Source organism: Hymenobacter gummosus, from assembly GCF_003970915.1.
In the GTDB taxonomy this organism is placed as follows: domain Bacteria; phylum Bacteroidota; class Bacteroidia; order Cytophagales; family Hymenobacteraceae; genus Solirubrum; species Solirubrum gummosum.
The window spans coordinates 145,009-162,242 of sequence record NZ_RXOF01000007.1; the positions used below are offsets into that span (position 1 = coordinate 145,009).

Sequence of the window (17,234 nt, forward strand, 5' to 3'; positions counted from 1 at the left end):
TAAGCGTTTCGGGATGCTTGCCAGACGCTTCGGGGCCGCGGCGGGGACCGGCCGCGGGGTTATTGGCGGAATATCTTCATCTTTTTACCGCGGCGGCGCGTAGGCTATCCGCCTGTTCTTTCGCCGCCCTCCCGCCCCCTTCACCTATGAGCACGCATACCAAGCTAAACGAGCTGGAAGCCACCGCCATCTGCGGCAACGACATTTCCTCCTCCTGCCTGTACGTGTCGGCCCTGGCCATTACCTACGCCGGCCAGTACGCCTGGCTGGCCCTGCTGCTGGTGGCGGCGGTGCTGTTCTTGTTCCGCAAGATTTACGGCGAAGTGGTGGGCGCGCTGCCGCTCAACGGCGGAGCCTACAACGTGCTGCTGAACACCACCAGCAAGAGCAACGCCTCCCTGGCCGCGGCCCTCACCATCCTGTCCTATATGGCCACGGCCGTCATTTCGGCCAGCGAAGCCATGCACTACCTGCACGCGCTCTGGGCGGGCCTGCCGATTCTGCCGGCCACCATCGGGCTGCTTGGCCTGTTCCTGGTGCTGACCTTGCTGGGCATGTCGGAGTCGGCGAAGGTGGCGGTGGTTATTTTCCTGGTGCATCTGGGCACGCTGCTGCTGCTGGTGGGCGCGGCCACGTGGTACCTCGCCACGCACGGCATCGGCACGCTGGAGCTGAACTTTCAGGCCCCGCTCAAGGGCGGCCTGGGCACGGCTTTGTTTTACGGGTTCAGCGCGGCCATGCTGGGCATTTCGGGCTTCGAAAGCTCGGCCAACTTCGTGGAGGAGCAGGCCCCGGGCGTGTTTCAGAAGACGCTGCGCAACATGTGGGTGGTGGTGAGCTTCTTCAACCCGGTGCTGGCTTTGCTGGCCGTGGGCGTGCTGCCGCTCGTCACGGTGGGCCAGCACACCGAGACGCTCCTCTCCCACCTGGGCGAAGTGGCGGCGGGCCGCTGGCTGGCCGCCCTCATTTCCATCGACGCGGTGGCCGTGCTCAGCGGGGCCGTGCTGACGTCCTTCGTAGGCGTGAGCGGGCTGATGAAGCGCATGGCCCTGGACCGCATCTGGCCGCAGAGCTTCCTCAAGGAAAACCGCCGCGGCAGCAACCACATCATCCTGCTGAGTTTCTTCGCGCTGTGCATCAGCATTCTGCTCATCACGCGCGGGCAGCTGGGGCCGCTGGCGGGCGTATACACCATATCCTTCCTGTCGGTTATGGCCTTCTTCGCCATCGGCAACTTCCTGCTGAAGGGCAAGCGCCGCCGCCTGCCGCGCCCGGTGTACGCCACCATCCCGACGGTATTTCTGGCCCTGCTGGGCGTGGTGGTGGGCTTGTTCGGCAACATCAAGCTGCACCCCGACCACCTGGTGACCTTCCTGCAGTACTTCGTGCCCACCATGCTGCTGGTGGTGGTGATGCTGGAGCGCGTAGCCATCCTGAAGCTGCTCTTGCACGGCATTCAGCGCCTGTCGGAGCGCTACGGCAGCTGGTCGCGCTTCGGGCGGCTCACGGTGCGCCGCATGTTGCGCGAGCTGAACCAGCAGGAGTTTGTGTTCTTCACCAAGGGCGACAACGTGTCGAACCTCAACAAGGTCATGGCCTACGTGGTGGAAAACGAATTCACCAACCGCCTGAAAATTGTGACGCTGCTGCGCGAGGGGGAACAGGTGGCGCCCGAGCTGCTGAACGACGTGCGCGTGCTCGACCGCGCCTACGAGCAGATCGAGGTGGAATTCGTGACCCGCAGCGGCAAGTTCGGCCCGGAGCTGATTGATGAGTTGTCGCGGGAATGGGGCATTCCGAAGAACTTCATGTTCATCGGCTCCCCCGGCGACCAGTTTCCCTACCAGATTTCCGAGCTGGGCGGCGTACGCCTGATTCTCTGAGGACCACAGAGGGAACGGATGATGGACCGGATAAAACGGATTCGTTCTGCTGCGCCCCGCTTGCCCGTCATGTCGAGCGAAGTTGAGACATCTCGCTGGATAGTAATTTATTCGTTGAACGAAATAATTACTTGCAGGAGTCAGCACGCAAGATGTCTCGGCTTCGCTCGACATGACGGCCCGGGTAATTACTTCCGCCGAAAATCCAGGTCGTAGGTCAGGGCTAGGTACAGCGTGTGGTTCAGCTCGAAGGTGCGGCCGTCGTCGTGGGCCTTTACGTGGTACATGTAGCCCAGCTCGGCGCTGCCGGCTTTGGTGAACTGCCGGCCCAGGGCAGCGTAGAGGCGGTTTTGGTTGAACGGATGATCCACGTTGCGCCCGAAGCCCACGAACAGCTCGTCGTAGGCCGCCAGGTACCACTCCCGCGCCTCCACGCGGCGGCCCTGCAAGGGCAGCTGCACGCTGAACTGGTACCGGGCGCGGTTGCTGAACGTGGGGCCCGCCTCGCCCTCGGCCCGCACCCAGCGCTGTTCCAGCCGCCACCGGTGCCCTAGCGCCAAGCGGCCCAGCGTGTCGGCCAGCTGCACTTCCTGGTAGCTGCGGTGCTCCCGGCTGTGGCCCTCCGGAAACTCGCCGTAGGGGTAGGTGCGCAGGAAGGTGTAGCCGGCCGCCGTCTGCACTTTGTCGGACCAGTGCTGATTCACCCCCAGGCGCAGCAGCAGCTGCTGCCGCTCGGGCAGCAAATCGGCGCGGCGCAGCTGGGCTTCGGTGTGCAGGCCCCAAAAGTCGGTGAGCTGATGGTCGCCGGTATAGTTGTACCAGGTCTGGAAGGCGCGGTCGAAGCGCCGCGGCGGGGTGGACTGGGCGTGGGCACCGAGCGTGGCGGCGAGCAGGCCGACGGTCAGCAGGAATGAGCGGTGAGTGCGGGGCATGGCGGCTGCTATACGGCCCGCGGCGCGCTGGCGCCGGTTTAGCCGTCGAAGACGGCGTAACCGGTGCCGGAAATAAAGCAGGCTTTCAGCCTGCGTGCAGCGTTGCTGATGCAAGCCGGAATCGTCGTTCGGGCGCCGGACGCAGGCTGAAAGCCTGCCTTATGGTAGGCACCGGTTACGCCGTCTTCAACGGCTAAACCGGCGCCAGCCGCCCCAGTGCCCACACCCGAATCAGCGTCATCAGCCAAATCACATAAATCAGCGGTTTACCTTTGCTCCATGAGCAATTCCTTCGGCACCCTGTTTCGCATCAGCACCTTCGGCGAGTCGCACGGCCCCGGCATCGGCGTGATTATCGACGGCTGCCCGGCCGGGCTGAGCGTGGACGTGGCCGATATTCAGCGGGCCCTGGACCGGCGCCGCCCGGGCCAGTCGGAGCTGACGACCCCGCGCAGCGAGGCCGACCAGGTGGAGGTGCTGTCGGGCCTGTTCGAGGGCCGGAGCACGGGCACGCCCATTGCGCTGCTGATCCGCAACCAGGACCAGCGCAGCCACGACTACTCCCACATTCAGCACGCTTACCGCCCCTCGCACGCCGACTACACCTACGACCAGAAGTACGGCCACCGCGACTACCGCGGCGGGGGCCGCTCCTCGGCCCGCGAAACGGCCGCCCGCGTGGCCGCCGGGGCCGTGGCCATGGCCTTTCTGCAGCAGCAGGGCATTTCGGTGCAGAGCTACGTGTCGCAGGTGGGGGCCGTGGCCGTGCCGGTGGGCTACGAGCAGCTCAATCTCGCCCTCATCGACTCGAACCCCGTGCGCTGCCCCGACCCCGACACGGCCGAGCGCATGGCCCAGCTCATCCGCCAGACCCGCGACCGGCACGACACCGTGGGCGGGCTGGTGACGGGCGTGGTGCGCGGGCTGCCCGCCGGCCTCGGGGAGCCGGTGTTCGACAAGCTGCACGCCGAGCTGGGCAAGGCCATGCTGAGCATCAACGCCGTGAAGGGCTTCGAGTACGGCTCGGGCTTCGCGGGCACCCTGCTGTTCGGCTCGGAGCACAACGACGCCTTTTACACCGACGAGGCCGGGCAGGTACGCACCCGCACCAACCACTCCGGCGGCATCCAAGGGGGCATCAGCAACGGGCAGGACGTGTATTTCCGCGTGGCTTTCAAGCCGGTGGCCACCATCCTGCAGCCCCAGCAAACCATCGACGACCAGGGCCAGGCGGTGGAGCTGGCCGGCCGCGGCCGCCACGACCCCTGCGTGCTGCCCCGCGCCGTGCCCATCGTGGATGCCATGACGGCCTTGGTGCTGGCCGATATGCTGCTGCGGGCCCGCGGCAGCCGGGTGTAAGACGGGCCAAGCAGCCGGCCAGGCGCTTACTCCCCCGGCCCGGGCAGCACCCAGGCGTAGTGGCCCAGGCCGCGCTGCTGGGTGAGCAGGTTCAGCTGCGGGCTGACCAGCGGGCGGGACGGGTGGCCGTTCAGGCTCAGCTGGGAGTCGCAGTACACGGCTACGGGCTGCAGGCCGCGGCGGCGGTAGTTCTCGGCCAGCCGGTGGGCAAACTCCAGCAGTAAGTCGGGGCTGTCGACGAGCTTGCGGGCCTGGTTGGGTGTCAGGTACTGGTCGGGCCACTCGATTTGCTCCCGGCCATCGGGCAGCTGCACCCGGAAACGGGCCCAGCCGCTCTTGGCGCGCAGCATCAGGTGCCAGCTGAAGCGGTGGCCCTCCTCGGTCCAGTGCACATCGGCGGGGTACAGGAAGTGGCGCAGGGGCAGCAGCAGCTGCACCGCTGCAAACGCCGCCAGCCCTACCAGCACCCGGCGGCGTACCCGCGGCGGGGGCAGCGCGGCGGCCTCTGCTTGGTCGGCCACTGCCGCATCCGAGCCCAAAGTGGTGGACGGCGCGGGCAAGCGGCGGCGGAACCAGCGGCCCACGAAGCCGGGCAGGCGGCGCGGAAAATCGGGGGCGAAGAACAGGCTGGTGAGCAGCAGAGCCACCCAGGGGAAGGTGCCCAGGCCGAACACCACCACGTTGCAGAGGTGAAACAAGGCCGCCCAGGCGAAGCCCCAGACGCGGGTGCGGCGCCACAGCAGCAGCGGCACCACCAGCGCATCGAAGGCCAGGCCGCCGTAGCTCATCAGCCAGGGCGTAAATGGGTGCGCCAGCAAACCGCCCACGACGGGGTACTGCGCCTTGGCGGCCATCCACACGGTGAGGGGGCGGGCGGCCAGCCAGTCGGGGTTGAGCTTGGCCAGGGCCGCAAACACGTAGACCAGCCCGATCTGAAACAGCACCACGGCGCGCATCCAGGCGGGCACGGTGGCAGCCGGGGCCACCCGGCCGGCGCGCACATCGGCGGAGGCGGCGCGGTGGGCGGGCAGCAGCGCCAGCACGGCCGCCAGCAGGGCGTAGAGGTAGAAGTGGTTGATGTACTCGGTTTCCTCCAGCAGCAGCAGGGCCGTGTAGCCCAGGCTCAGCAGCACGGCGGCCCCGCGGTAGCGCCAGCCCGCCGCCACGGCCACGCCACTGCCCACAATCAGCCCGTAGATGCCGTAGATGACCGCGGCCGGCGGGTGCGGCAGCCACTCCCAGCCGAAGTAGCGCAGGTGAAAGCGCGGCGCGGTGTAGTTCAGCACCCGCCCGATAACGAGGCCGCCGCCGTGCTCCAAAGCCAGCAGCACGCCCGCCGCCAGCCGCAAGTACACCAGCCAGGCAATATCGACGGGACGAAACAGGGCGCGCGTGAGGCGGGAAACGGTGGGCTGCATACCCAAAGCTACGCGCCGGATGCCGCCGACGATTCAGCGCGGCGGAATCAGCCGCCGCTGGCCGGCTCAACCCTCATTTTTACCTACCGCGCGGCCGCAATCCGCTACTTTTGCAACCACGGGGCCGGGCTTGCGGTTATACACCAAATCCGCTTCCTTGCGGCCTTCCTCCTTGTCTCTAAGCAGCACAGTCTCAACCATGAATACTACAGCCCCCACCGGCTCGGTGTCCATCTACGCCGAAGCCTCCCCGAACCCCGAGTCGATGAAGTTCGTGCTCAACACCCAGCTGCTCAGCGACGGGGTGAGCGTGGACTACCCCGACGCCGAAGCCGCCGCCAACTCGCCGCTGGCCCAGGAGCTGTTCAAGTTCGACTACGTGAGCCGCGTGTTCATCGCCCAGAACTTCGTGACGGTGACCAAGACCTCCGACCTGTCGTGGACGCACCTGATTCCGGAGCTGCGCACCTTCCTGAAGTCCTACGTGGAGTCGGGCGGCCCGATTTTCCTGGTGGACCCCGTGGCCGAGCACCGCGCCGCCCAGCAGGAAGCCGCCGGCGCCGCTGGCTCGGAGGAAGACCAGGCCACGGCCCAGAAAATCATCGACCTGCTCGACAACTACGTGCGCCCGGCCGTGGAGCAGGATGGTGGCAACATCACCTTCAAGAGCTACAACGACGGCATCGTGACGGTAAACCTGCAGGGCTCCTGCTCGGGCTGCCCCTCGGCCACGGTCACGCTCAAGTCGGGCATCGAGAACCTGCTCAAGCGCATGGTACCCGAGGTGAAGGAAGTAGTAGCCGAAGGCGTTACGGCTTCCTTCTAAATCACGGATTGCTGCGGATTAATCCGGATTTGGCTACGCCTTCCTTCGGTTCACGGATTTCGTGGACGATTCCGTTTAACGGCACAGTTCGTAAAACGCAACAGCGCCCGACCGGCTGGTCGGGCGCTGTTGCGTTTTTGGGCTTGGCAGCCCCGGGTGTCAGCCGACAGAAGTATCAGTTCGCCAAGTCGAATACTTCGCCGGTTTCCAGCTCGTAGCGGAGCAGACCGGCGCGCTGGTCCCAGTAGGCGGCGCGCAGCTGGCTGCCGCGCAGGTAGATGGCGTTTTGCCCGTTGCGAATGGCGTAGGCGTTGGGGTAGCTACGGCCGCCCGCCAGCGTCACGGGGGCGGGCAGCAGCGTAAACACTTTGCCGCCGGGCACGTCGCTCTTGTTGCCGAGCAGGCCGGCGAGGTTGAACAGCAGCGTGGCTTCGCGCTCGGGGGTGGTTTTGTCCAGCTGCAGCGTGAAGCTGGGGCCTTGCTCCCCGCCGTAGTTGGTGGCCGAGCTGAGAATCAGCGTCAGGCGCAGGGGCTGGTAAGGGCCCGATTCCAGCTTGTTGCAGTCCTGGTTGCTGCGCATTTCCTTGATGGCCTCCATCGTCAGCACGTTGGTGGCGCCCCGGTTGCTGCGAAACGTCAGCTGCTGGCCGGGCTGGTAGGCACCGACCCAGGCCCGCTCGTCGGCGGTGGGCTCTACCGGCGTACAGTCGCCGCAGCCGGTGGCGGCGGCCAGCAGCGGCGAGAGAAAAGCCAGGAGCTTGCGCATGGCGGAGCACCGGCGGGAGGTGGCGCCGGCTCCGGGTTTTAACGGCTCGACAGCGGCAACGTTGGCAAGTGGCGGCGCCGGGCTACTTTTCGGCGGCGGCTCATCACGCCTCTTACCTCCCTCCTGCTCCCGGATGCTCCTCGCCCTCGACGTTGCCTACTCCCCCACCCAGGGCCACGCCGTAGCCCTGGCCTTTCCCGCCTGGGCCGCCGCCGAAGCCTCTGCGGTATATCAGGCCACCGTCAGCCCCGTGGCCGACTACGAGCCGGGCGCCTTCTACAAGCGGGAGCTGCCCTGCCTGCTGGCCGTGCTGGCCCAGGTGCCGCTGGCCGAAGTCGACGCCTTGATTGTCGACGGCTACGTGACGCTGGGCGCCGATAACCGCCTCGGCCTGGGCCAGCACCTGTACGCGGCTTTGGAGGAGCGCATTCCCGTAATCGGCGTGGCCAAGACGCGCTTTGCCGGCGTAGCCCCGCAGGTGGTGCCGGTGCGGCGCGGGCAGAGCCAAAACCCGCTCTACGTCACCAGCGTGGGGCTGCCCGTGGCCGAAGCTGCCCGGCACGTAGCCGCCATGCACGGCGCCTACCGCCTGCCCACCCTGCTCAAGCAGCTCGACGATTTGACCAAGCAGGCCCTGCCGCCGGTCTGAATCGGGCTAAAAACCAAGCGGCCCGACCACTACTGGCCGGGCCGGTGGCGAGAAACAAGGAAGCTCCGCCTTGCGCGGTGCCCCGGCGTCAACCGGGCGCAGGACAGTCGCCCGGCTCCTCCTTGGCGCCGTAGCACCGCCCGAAACAGAGCTTCCCGTTTGTTGCAGCGCAAATCGTCCGCGCGTGTTGCAGGCTCAATCGTCTACAAAATCCGTGTAATCCGTCGAATCCGTCTAAATCCGTGATTTGTGGTTCAGCCCGAAGGAGCGGCTGATGTTGAAGCCAAAGAAAATGTCGCCCTTGAAGAAGTTGCCCGTGGTGCGCGGAATGAACAGCGGGTCGACCATGCCCTGGGCGTTGGTGAAGTGCAGCTGAAACACGTGCCCGCCGGTTTCAATGTCGAAGCCCAGGGCCAGCGGGTTGCGGGCCTGCTCTGCCGTAGCGTCCGACAGCACGTAGTAGTACTCGGCCGTCACGGCAATGCGCTTGGTGAGCTTCTGGCGCAGGGCCCCGCCCAGGGCGTACACGTCGTTGTCGTCGGTGGGCTGGGGCACCAGGTTGCGGTGCACCAAGGTGGGCATGAGCTGCACCGAGAGGCTGGGGCTGAACTTGCGCGCCAGCAGAGCCTGGTAGCTGTAGGCCATGCGCGAGGCGGTGCTGCGGTCGGCCCCGGTCGGGAACTTCAGGGTGGTGATGGTGCTGGTAGCCAGCAAGGTCAACGACACCGGCATGGACCGCGGGCCGGTGTGCTGGCGCAGGGCCCGGTATTTCACGAAGCCGTCGTAGGTTTTGTCCAGGGAGCTGCGCCCGATGCCCACCGCCACCCTATCGTTGATACCGTACTCCAGGCCCAGGCGGATGGTGGCCTGATCGAGACCGAAGAAGTTGTAGGCCCCGCTGTTGAGCTGCCCGAAGCGGTGTCCGATCAGAAACTGCATGGAGCCCCGGGCCGGCGTCTCGATGGACTGCCCGTTGACGATGCGCGTGCCCTTGAAGGTGCCGGTGGCGAAGTCCGGCTTGGCCTCGGTGGTGGTTTGCTGCTCCAGCTGCTGCAGCAGGTCGTCCTGGGCGGCGGCGGCCAGCGGCAGCAGCAGGGCGCCGCTCAGCAGCAGCCGGCGCAGCGCGGGGGCGTAGAAAGCATTCATAAGGAGGAGGAAGCGGATGAGAGGCGCTTATTCGGGGCGGGCCGGCGCGGCCGACTGCTGCTGCGACACGGGCGGGGCAATCTGCGGGGCGCACACGGCGTACACCGTTATGGCTACCGATTTGGCAATGTGCTCTTTGATGAGGGCGGGCACGTCGATTTTGTAGTCGGCCGGGGCCACGTTGAATTTGGCCTTGGCCACCAGCTGCTTATCGAGCATTTCCAGGGTGCCGGGTACCCGCACGCGGCGCTTCACCCCGTGGATGGTCAGGTCGCCCTCCACTTCCACCGCCACCACGCCGCTGTTGGGCAGTCCGTTGTCGGGCAGGTTCAGGATGCGGCCGCTGAAGGTGGCCCGCGGGTACTTTTCCGATTCCACGAAATTCTCGTTGAAATGCGCCTGCATCAGCCCGTCGGGGAAGACAAACTCCTTCATCGTCGCCACGAAGGCCATCTGCTGGCTGAGCAAGTCGATGGCGGCCGTCACCTGGCTGTTCTTGGCCGCAATGTCTTCCAGCGGCGCGTCGGAAAAGAAGTCGATGGTGGCCGAGCGGGTGGTGTAGCGTTGCTGGGCCAGCAGCGGCCCGGCCAGCAGCAGGGCCGCGCAAAGGGTGAAAAGGCGTCTCATGGTTGTGGTAGAGCTTAGTTGTCGGGCATGCCGGCGCGCACCCAGATTTTCACTTTGTTGATGTCGCAGTCCGACAGGCGGGGCTCGTCGTCGGGCATGGCGGGGTAGCCGGGCTTGTGCTGAATCACGCCCAGCAGCTGCCCGGTGCGGCCCAGCGTCTGCACGTCGTGGTGCGCAGTCACTACCACCCCGCCCTCGGTTCGCGTCGGGCCGTGGCAGCGCAGGCAGTGCTGGGCCAGCAGGGGCTGAATGGTGCCGCGGTAGGTCACGCTCACGGAGTCGCAGCTGCTTAGCTCGCCCGCGAAAAGCTCCTGCTCGTTGTCGTAGGAGCAGCTGCTGGTGCCCAGCAGGGCGCTGGCCAGCAGCACCGCCAGCGCCGCCAAGCCGGCCGCCGGGGGCATGTGCCGTAAAGTCATCATCGGAAGAGGTATGGCCGGGGCGCAGGGCCGCCGCGCCCGGTGGTGGATTGAAAAATCAGAGGCCGTATTTCAGTCCGAAAAACACGCCGCCGCTGCTCAGGCGCACTTTGCCCACCCCCACCCCGCCCAGGGGCAGCTTCAGGTAGGGCTCGGCCTGCACCGACCAGCGCGGGCTGAGCTGCCGCTCCACACCGGCCGACAGGTTGACCACGCTGAAAGGGTGGTTGCCGCTCTTGCGGATTTGCCAGCTGTTGGTGCGCGACGTGCCGTAGTACGTGTAGTTGTAGTAGTAGCTCTCGTCGCGCATCAGCAGCGACGAAAGCCCCGTGCTGACGAAGGCCCGGTACCGCACGCCCTGCCAGGCGTCGAAGCGCAGGTTCACCGGAATGTCGATGATGCGGCAGGTGGCTTCGATGCGCTCCACCGCGTAAGCCGGCGGCCGGGGCCAGGTGTAGTCGGAGCCGCGGGCCTGGTAGTGCTTCACCGAGCTGAGCAGCCCCACGCTCAGGCGCAGGCGCGGCCGCAACTGGTACTCCACCTGCAGGCCCGCGCTCCGGCCCACCCGCTCGAAACCGGCATTGCGCACGGTGCTCAGCTCCGGCGCGTACAGGCCGGTGATGAAGATGCGGCTAGGCACGGCGGGCCGCGGCCGGCGCCGCACCACGCTATCGGGCGCGGGCAGCAGGGCCGGCAGCGCATCGGTGGCTTCCAGCAACAGCAGTGTCTGCCGCGCGGTAAGCCTATCTGCCGCCGGTGGCGCGGCGGCGGCGGCATTGGCCGTTAGCGGCGCCTGGGCCGGAGCCGGCTGCTCGTTGGCGCCGGGCGCGGCCGGGGCGTTGCCCGCCGTCGAAGCCAACATACCCGCCGAGGACAGCTGACGTGCAGCTTCGGCAGGGGTCAGCTCAGCCGTCGGAGCATTCAGGGAGGCGGCCCCGGGCTGCCCCAGGCGGGTTTTCATCCCAGCACTGGGCGTATCGGCCCGCTCAGGCGCCGTGGCCGAGCGGCCGGTGCCCCGACTGCTCTGCCCCACACCCACCGGCGCTGCTTGGACTCTGCCTGCCCGGACCGCAGCCCCGGCCTCCGATACCCGCGCCGCGGTGGCCGCCGGGCCACGGCCGCGGCGGGTAGCACCAGCCGCTACTGCCGCCACCCGCGGCACCGTGCGGCGCCGACGCGCCCGCCCCGCGCTGGCGGCGGCTTCCGCAGCGGCGTAGGTTTCCGGCTGCTCCTCCGACTGCGGCGAAGGCAGCAGCGCCACGGCCGGGTCTTGGGGCAAACCGGCTGCCGAGGACGTAGCGGCGGCGGGTATCCGTTTGCTTATAGTAGGCTGCCGGGCCGGCGCATTGCCCGGGGCGGGTGCTGAAGAGGCGGCAGCAGCGTAGCGGGCCCCGGCCTGCGGCGGCCGCGCGGCCGCGCTGGTGGCCGCCTGAGTAGAGCGGGCGGCTTCGGCAGCGCGGGCTGGAGCGGTGGCGGTGGGCTCGGGACCAAACGGGCGGCCGGCGTCGCTGAAATACTCGCGGTAGCTGCCCCAGAGCAGCAGCAGCACGGCCACGATGCCCACTTCGGCGGCAAACCAGCGGGCCACCTTGCGGTTGACGAGCTGCTGCACCCGGGCCTCGTCCAGCTGCTGCTCCATGCGCGCCCACGCCCCCAGGTTCAGCTCCTCGGGGTAGTGCTCAGCGCCCTGCCGGAACAGGGCGTCGAGTTCCTCATCCGATAGATCCGACATACGCATGGTGGCGGGTTTTAAAAAGCAAGGTTTTCAGGTGCGCCCGGGCCTTGGAGAGGTTGGACTTGGAAGCCCCCACCGAAATGCCGAGCTGGGCGGCAATTTCCTCGTGGGTGTACCCGTCGATGACGTAGAGGTTGAACACGGCCCGGTAGCCGGGCGTGAGCTGGCTCACCAGCCGGATGATTTCCTCGTAGCTCAGCGCGTCGAGGGCGGTGTAATGGTCGTCGGCGTACTGCAGAGCCGGCGTATCGTCGAGCGACTGTTGGTGCCGGTGTTTCTCGGTGGCCCGGTACTGGTCGATGGCGGTGTGAATCATGATGCGTTTCAGCCACCCCCGAAAGGTGCTGCTCAGCTGGTCGTACTTCGTGGTATCGAAGCGGGCCACGTCGCGAAACACCTTCATAAACCCGTCGTTGACGGCCTCCATGGCTTCGTCGCGGGTGCGGGCGTAGCGCAGGCAGATGCCCATAGCGTAGCTGTAGTACAGCATGTACAGCCGGCGCTGGCTGCCACGGTCGGCCCGCTGGCAGCCGCCGAGCAGGCCAAGCAGCAAATCGGGGTCGTGGTCGGGCTGAGCGGAAGGCACGGCGGCAGGGAGTGGTGGTTGGTATTGGGCTACTCGCAGGCAGTCAGCCCAATGGTTGCCTGATTCTCCCTAAAAGTTAAAAAATTATGTAGCTACATGATTATCATAGATTAAAAGATTTTCATCTAACGGTTTTACCTGATAATCAGGGCCTGAATCCTGACTTAATATAATGGCTACCAACTTGCCCGTCATGTCGAGCGAAGTCGAGACATCTCGCTGGATAGTAACTCCCTCGTTGGACTGCAATGGCAGCCCCCAAATGTCTCGCGTTGCTCGACATGACAACCGGAAGTCAGCACGCGAGATGTCTCGACAAGCTCGACATGACGGCCTAATTGCTATGCAGCCCGAGCCGTGCAACAAAAAAGGCTGCCCATTGCGGGGCAGCCTTTTTTGGCAAAAAGCGGGGCTACTGCGGCGCTTAGGCGTTAGCAGCGGTGTTGAGCTTGGGCGCAGCGGCGTCGGTGGGGCTGCTGGGCTGGTTGCCTTTCTCCTTGCCGCCGGTGGTGTCCAGAATCAGCGGCGCGGCGATAAACAGCGAGGAGTAAGTACCGATAATCATGCCCACAATCATGGCGAAGGAGAACGAGCGGAGCGTCTCGCCGCCGAAGATGAAGAGCACGCCCACTACCAGCAGTACGGTGGTGGCCGTAATCATGGTCCGCGAGAAGGTGCTGTTCAGGGCCGGGTTTACCACCTGCGCAAAGGTCAGGTTGGGGTTTTCGCGCAGGTACTCGCGGATACGGTCGTAGATAACCACCGTGTCGTTCATCGAGTAGCCAATTACCGTCAGCACGGCGGCCACGAATACCTGATCCATTTCCAGGTTCAGGCCCAGAGCGCGGGCAATCGGGTACGAGGCAATTACGAACAGGGCGTCGTGAATCAGAGCCACTACGGCGGCCATGGAGTACTGCCACTTCTCGAAGCGGAACAGCACGTACACGAAGATAGCCAGCAGCGTCAGGCCCAGGCTCAGCACCGAGGTCTTCTTGATGTCGTCGGCAATGGTGGCGCCCACTTTCGAGGTGCTCTGCACCACCGGCTTCTGGGCGGCGTACTGCTGCAGACCTTTATCGAGGGCGGCGCGGACCTGGCGGTCGGCTTCCACGCTCTCGTCGTTGGCCAGGTAGCCGGTGGTGATGCGCAGGCGGTCGGGCGAGCCGTAGGTTTTCACCTCGGTGCCGGCGTTCTGGAACACCCCGTGCAGGTGCTCCCGCACGTCGGAGGCCGACATTTCCTGGGCGAAATCCACCACGTAGGCGCGGCCGCCGCGGAAGTCCACGCCCAGGTTCGGGCCGCCCTGCACGTACATCAGCACGAAGCCGACAACGATGATGGTCGAGGTCAGGGCGTAGGCAATTTTACGCTTGCCCACGATGTCGAAGTTCACGTTCTGGAACAGGTTGCGCGACACCACCGTCGAGAACGAAATGGCGCTTTTCTCCTTGCCCTTGGTCAGCCACTCGATGATGAGGCGCGACACGAACACGGCCGAGAGGAACGAGGTGAATACCCCGATGCCCAGCGTGATGGCGAAGTTCTGCACCGGACCCGTGCCGAAGAAGCCCAGGATGATGGCAATAATCAGCGTCATCACGTTCGAGTCGAAGATGGCCGAGAAGGCGCGGGCGTACCCCTTGTTGATGGCGTCCTTCAGCCCGAGGCCGTGGTTAAGCTCTTCGCGGATACGCTCGAAGATCAGCACGTTGGCGTCGACCGAGGTACCGATAACCAGCACCATACCGGCAATACCGGGCAGGGTGAGGGCGGTGCTGAACTGGGCCAGTACGCCCAGGATCAGGAACATGTTGAACAGCAGGGCGGCATCGGCCACCAGACCGGCGCGGCCGTAGTACACGGCCATGAACACCATGATAACCGCCAGACCAGCCAGCGAGGAGTACAGGCCCTGGTTGATGGCTTCCTGACCCAGCGAGGGGCCTACCACGGCTTCTTCCACGATGCGCGTGGGGGCGGGCAGCTTACCCGATTTCAGCTTGGTGGCCAGGTCCTGCGCTTCTTCGATGTCGAAGGAGCCCGAGATGCTGGAGTTGCCGCCGGCAATTTCGCCGCTCACGCGCGGGGCCGACTGCACCAGGTCGTCGAGCACGATGGCCACCTGGCGGCCGGCGTTGGCGCCGGTCAGCTTCTGCCACTTCTTGGCGCCGGTGGGGTTCATCTGCATCGATACCTCCGGCTGGCCGCCCTGGTCGTAGTCCTGGCGGGCGTCCGATACTACTTCGCCGCCCAGCGGGGCCTGCTGGTCGCGGGCCTTGCGAATGGGGTACAGCGTCAGGTACTCGGTTTTGTCGCGGGTGTCGGGCTTGAAGTGCCACATGAACGTCAGGTTCGGGGGCAGCGTGGCTTTCACCTCGGGGCGGGCCAGCATGGCGTTGACGCGGGCCGTGTCGCTGAGCTTGGCGATGAGCGTGTTCTGGTCGACCGGAATCAGGTAGCGGAACAAGCCCAGGTTCTGCTGCTGCGCGGCGGCGCTGGTGTCCTTGGCGGCGTCTTTGGCTTTGCTGCGGTTGGCCAGCTGGCCGGCCAGCGAAGTGGTGTCGGTGGCGGCGGCGGTAGCCGAGGAGTCGGAGGTGGCGGTGGCAGCCGTGGCGGCGGCCGGGGTGGTTTTGGCTTTGTCAGCGGCTACGATCAGCTCGTTGGCCTGCTGCAGGAAGGGGCCGATTTCGCCCAGGTTCCATACTTCCCAGAACTCCAGCTTGGCCTGGCCCTGGAGCAGCTTGCGGATACGGTCGGGGTTGTCGACGCCGGGCAGCTCCACCTGGATGCGGCCGGTGCCCTTCACGCGCTGAATGTTGGGCTGGTTCACGCCGAACTTGTCGACGCGGGTGCGCAGGATGGTGAAGGCGCGGGTAATGGCTTCCTCCACTTCGGCGTTGATTTCGCGCAGCACTTTGTCATCGGGCGAGTTGGCGTCGATGCCGCGGTTGCGGTTGGTGGTGTTGGCGAAGATGCGGGCCAGCTTGTCGCCGGGGGCCACGTCGCGCCAGGCTTGGGCAAACAGGGTGGTGAAGGCCGTGCTCGGGTTCTGCTTCTGCATCTCCTGGGCCTTGGCCAGCGCCTGGTTGAACTTGGGGTCCTTGGAGTTGTTGGCCATGGCCCGCACAATCTCCACCGGCGACACTTCCAGCGTCACGTGCATGCCGCCTTTCAGGTCCAGGCCCAGGCCCAGCTCCGAGGCGCGCACGTCGCGGTAGGTGTAGTCCGACCACAGGACTTTGGTCACGGGGGCGCGCCACACCGAGTCGAGGTAGTGCTGACGCTTGGTTTGGTCCACCACGCCGTTGCGGGTGGCGTAGGCCACGGCATCGTCTTGCACGCGGCGCGAGACGAAGGTGAAGTAGAGGAAGTAGACGCACAACGCCGACACGATAAGCGTCAGCGTAATGACTAAACCTTTATTACGCATTGAAAAAGGGAAAAGGAATTGCGGGGTGTGGGTGCGGCCGGCTCAAATGGCCGGCCGCACTGGCAGCGCGGCGGCTGCCTTTCGGCTAGCGCAAGTCCAGCGACTTGCTTCCGTTTGGCGGGCTACCGTCGCGGCTTTGCCGAAGAAGGTGCCCAGCGCGCCGCCCTAGGGGGCGTGCGGCGACAGCGCCGCTTCGAGCAGGCGCGTGCGGAACCAGTCGGGTACGGCCGAGGGCCGCGTGGCGGGGGCTTCGGCCCGTTGCCAGGCAATTCGGGTAAGGGCCGCGGGGGCGGCGGGCTCCCAGGCCTCGGCGGCGGGCATCAGCCAGGGGCCGAGGGGGCTGGTGGCTTCGAGCGTGACCTTCTGCTTTACCACCGTGCCCTTGGGCGCACCCGTCACCCGCGTAGCATTCGTCTTGGCGACGACGCGGTAAGTGGCCACGGCCTGGTTGTTCAGCCCCACTACCAGGAGTAGCGTGGCCGCAATCAGGCTAAAGCGCAGACGGGGAAATATGGCGGTGAAAAACAGCACGATGCAAAGCGGGGGCTACAAATATAGTCATTCCGGCTGCTCGGGGAAAGGGCTTTGGGCAACAGCCCGGGCCGCCCAAAGCGCCGCCGCCGGCTTCGGGTGCAACTCGCAAAAGGTCTTTTCGCACGTCAAAACTGATTTTGCGAGCTTGTAAAAGCAGTTTTGTCGTGCAAAAACTCGTTTTACAAGCTCGCAAAATCAGTTTTAGCACGACAAAACACGTTTTGCGTGCTCGTAAAACCACTTTCTCCCTGACAAAACTGGTTTTGCGTGCTTACTCCAGTCGGCCTCAGACAGCAAAAGCCCCTTGCCGGCACCGGCAAGGGGCTTTGTGAGCAGGCAGTCGGTAAGCTAGCCGAGCTACAAAACAAAACCCGCTCCGGCCAGCAGGCCAGAGCGGGTTTTGCGTAAGTGACTTGTAGCCAGCGTCACCTAGCGTACAGTTCGTCTTACTGATTTATCCACAGCTGCTACCGTAGTAGTAGCCTTCAGAAAAAGTAACCTGGACGCAGCCGTGTATTCTGATATTGTGCGCTACACAATTGGCAAACGTATACCCATACATACGAGACTTGCAGTAAACTCTCTCAGCTGGCACATTTATTTCGCCATCCAAAATCTGAAAAGTGTACCCCCCTTCGACAGCTCTGACAACCATATGATTGGTGCCGTCCAGGGACTTCATGGTGTTTTCTAACACTTTCTCGAAGTCCTCTTCAGGCACCGCCCCTTCAGCGCTCTGAGCCGCTGTAACAACCTGCTCAAATGCAGCTTCTTCCTGCTTCTTTTCGCAACTAACCAACCCGCCCATGCCAGCTAACATCAACGTAGCCGACAACAAAAGAAAATTTTTTCTCATGATGAAATGATGAAATGATGAAATGATGAAATGATGAAATGAAAAACGTCATCTTCTGACGCTGTAAG

15 protein-coding genes are annotated in these 17,234 nt (G+C 65.1%); 4 read left to right on the forward strand and 11 right to left on the reverse strand.

The window, feature by feature from the left end:
* The first annotated feature begins 146 nt into the window (after positions 1–146).
* Positions 147–1,883 carry an APC family permease gene (locus EJV47_RS13905; protein WP_126693765.1) on the forward strand — a complete coding sequence of 579 codons (1,737 nt, stop codon included), beginning with the start codon at positions 147–149 and terminating at the stop codon, positions 1,881–1,883.
* A 188-nt stretch (positions 1,884–2,071) separates the two neighbouring features.
* Here the strand turns inward: EJV47_RS13905 and EJV47_RS13910 are convergent, their stop codons facing one another.
* Positions 2,072–2,815 carry a DUF2490 domain-containing protein gene (locus tag EJV47_RS13910; protein WP_126693766.1) on the reverse strand — a complete coding sequence of 248 codons (744 nt, stop codon included), beginning with the start codon at positions 2,813–2,815 and terminating at the stop codon, positions 2,072–2,074.
* A gap of 279 nt (positions 2,816–3,094) precedes the next feature.
* Between EJV47_RS13910 and aroC the strand changes: the two genes are divergently transcribed.
* Positions 3,095–4,174, forward strand: a complete 1,080-nt coding sequence (gene aroC / locus EJV47_RS13915) for a chorismate synthase (RefSeq protein ID WP_126693767.1) — start codon at positions 3,095–3,097, stop codon at positions 4,172–4,174.
* A 26-nt stretch (positions 4,175–4,200) separates the two neighbouring features.
* Here the strand turns inward: aroC and EJV47_RS13920 are convergent, their stop codons facing one another.
* Positions 4,201–5,592, reverse strand: coding sequence for an HTTM domain-containing protein (locus EJV47_RS13920; protein WP_126693768.1), 1,392 nt, complete (start codon positions 5,590–5,592; stop codon positions 4,201–4,203).
* A 199-nt stretch (positions 5,593–5,791) separates the two neighbouring features.
* On the opposite strand from EJV47_RS13920, the gene EJV47_RS13925 reads away from it, so the two are divergent.
* Entirely contained in the window at positions 5,792–6,418 is a 627-nt protein-coding gene (locus EJV47_RS13925; protein ID WP_126693769.1) for a NifU family protein, read from the forward strand.
* A 175-nt stretch (positions 6,419–6,593) separates the two neighbouring features.
* Here the strand turns inward: EJV47_RS13925 and EJV47_RS13930 are convergent, their stop codons facing one another.
* Positions 6,594–7,184, reverse strand: coding sequence for a hypothetical protein (locus EJV47_RS13930; protein WP_126693770.1), 591 nt, complete (start codon positions 7,182–7,184; stop codon positions 6,594–6,596).
* A 133-nt stretch (positions 7,185–7,317) separates the two neighbouring features.
* On the opposite strand from EJV47_RS13930, the gene EJV47_RS13935 reads away from it, so the two are divergent.
* A complete protein-coding gene (locus EJV47_RS13935; RefSeq protein ID WP_126693771.1) occupies positions 7,318–7,833 on the forward strand; it encodes an endonuclease V in 516 nt (171 codons plus the stop codon).
* Positions 7,834–8,067: 234 nt separating this feature from the next.
* Here the strand turns inward: EJV47_RS13935 and EJV47_RS13940 are convergent, their stop codons facing one another.
* The 8 genes from EJV47_RS13940 to EJV47_RS13975 all read right to left on the reverse strand — a co-directional run bounded on the left by EJV47_RS13940 (position 8,068) and on the right by EJV47_RS13975 (position 17,166).
* The gene (locus EJV47_RS13940) at positions 8,068–8,979 is read right to left on the reverse strand and encodes a DUF5777 family beta-barrel protein (RefSeq protein ID WP_207895890.1); all 912 of its coding nucleotides are present in this window, start codon (positions 8,977–8,979) and stop codon (positions 8,068–8,070) included.
* A 27-nt stretch (positions 8,980–9,006) separates the two neighbouring features.
* On the reverse strand, positions 9,007–9,606 hold the full coding sequence (locus tag EJV47_RS13945; RefSeq protein WP_126693772.1) for a YceI family protein: 600 nt from the start codon (positions 9,604–9,606) through the stop codon (positions 9,007–9,009).
* A 14-nt stretch (positions 9,607–9,620) separates the two neighbouring features.
* Positions 9,621–10,025, reverse strand: coding sequence for a c-type cytochrome (locus EJV47_RS13950; RefSeq protein WP_126693773.1), 405 nt, complete (start codon positions 10,023–10,025; stop codon positions 9,621–9,623).
* Between the two features lie 55 nt (positions 10,026–10,080).
* Positions 10,081–11,754 (reverse strand): porin family protein, encoded by a 1,674-nt coding sequence (locus EJV47_RS13955; protein WP_126693774.1) that lies wholly within the window; start codon positions 11,752–11,754, stop codon positions 10,081–10,083.
* Positions 11,735–12,343 carry an RNA polymerase sigma factor gene (locus EJV47_RS13960; RefSeq protein ID WP_243651155.1) on the reverse strand — a complete coding sequence of 203 codons (609 nt, stop codon included), beginning with the start codon at positions 12,341–12,343 and terminating at the stop codon, positions 11,735–11,737. Before EJV47_RS13960 ends, EJV47_RS13955 begins: the two co-directional genes overlap by 20 nt.
* 424 nt (positions 12,344–12,767) lie before the next feature.
* On the reverse strand, positions 12,768–15,776 hold the full coding sequence (gene secDF, locus EJV47_RS13965) for a protein translocase subunit SecDF (protein WP_126693775.1): 3,009 nt from the start codon (positions 15,774–15,776) through the stop codon (positions 12,768–12,770).
* Positions 15,777–15,941: 165 nt separating this feature from the next.
* Positions 15,942–16,307 carry a hypothetical protein gene (locus EJV47_RS13970; protein WP_126693776.1) on the reverse strand — a complete coding sequence of 122 codons (366 nt, stop codon included), beginning with the start codon at positions 16,305–16,307 and terminating at the stop codon, positions 15,942–15,944.
* A 457-nt stretch (positions 16,308–16,764) separates the two neighbouring features.
* Positions 16,765–17,166, reverse strand: coding sequence for a hypothetical protein (locus tag EJV47_RS13975; protein WP_126693777.1), 402 nt, complete (start codon positions 17,164–17,166; stop codon positions 16,765–16,767).
* Positions 17,167–17,234: the final 68 nt, after the last annotated feature.

Bases quoted from the DNA above. Each gene is read 5' to 3' on its own strand.
- EJV47_RS13940 (WP_207895890.1), bottom strand. From the start codon at position 8,979: ATGAATGCTTTCTACGCCCCCGCGCTGCGCCGGCTGCTGCTGAGCGGC.
- EJV47_RS13905 (WP_126693765.1), top strand. From the start codon at position 147: ATGAGCACGCATACCAAGCTAAACGAGCTGGAAGCCACCGCCATCTGC.
- secDF (WP_126693775.1), bottom strand. From the start codon at position 15,776: ATGCGTAATAAAGGTTTAGTCATTACGCTGACGCTTATCGTGTCGGCG.
- EJV47_RS13930 (WP_126693770.1), bottom strand. From the start codon at position 7,184: ATGCGCAAGCTCCTGGCTTTTCTCTCGCCGCTGCTGGCCGCCGCCACC.
- EJV47_RS13935 (WP_126693771.1), top strand. From the start codon at position 7,318: ATGCTCCTCGCCCTCGACGTTGCCTACTCCCCCACCCAGGGCCACGCC.
- EJV47_RS13945 (WP_126693772.1), bottom strand. From the start codon at position 9,606: ATGAGACGCCTTTTCACCCTTTGCGCGGCCCTGCTGCTGGCCGGGCCG.
- EJV47_RS13925 (WP_126693769.1), top strand. From the start codon at position 5,792: ATGAATACTACAGCCCCCACCGGCTCGGTGTCCATCTACGCCGAAGCC.
- EJV47_RS13975 (WP_126693777.1), bottom strand. From the start codon at position 17,166: ATGAGAAAAAATTTTCTTTTGTTGTCGGCTACGTTGATGTTAGCTGGC.
- EJV47_RS13920 (WP_126693768.1), bottom strand. From the start codon at position 5,592: ATGCAGCCCACCGTTTCCCGCCTCACGCGCGCCCTGTTTCGTCCCGTC.
- EJV47_RS13950 (WP_126693773.1), bottom strand. From the start codon at position 10,025: ATGATGACTTTACGGCACATGCCCCCGGCGGCCGGCTTGGCGGCGCTG.
- EJV47_RS13955 (WP_126693774.1), bottom strand. From the start codon at position 11,754: ATGTCGGATCTATCGGATGAGGAACTCGACGCCCTGTTCCGGCAGGGC.
- aroC (WP_126693767.1), top strand. From the start codon at position 3,095: ATGAGCAATTCCTTCGGCACCCTGTTTCGCATCAGCACCTTCGGCGAG.
- EJV47_RS13910 (WP_126693766.1), bottom strand. From the start codon at position 2,815: ATGCCCCGCACTCACCGCTCATTCCTGCTGACCGTCGGCCTGCTCGCC.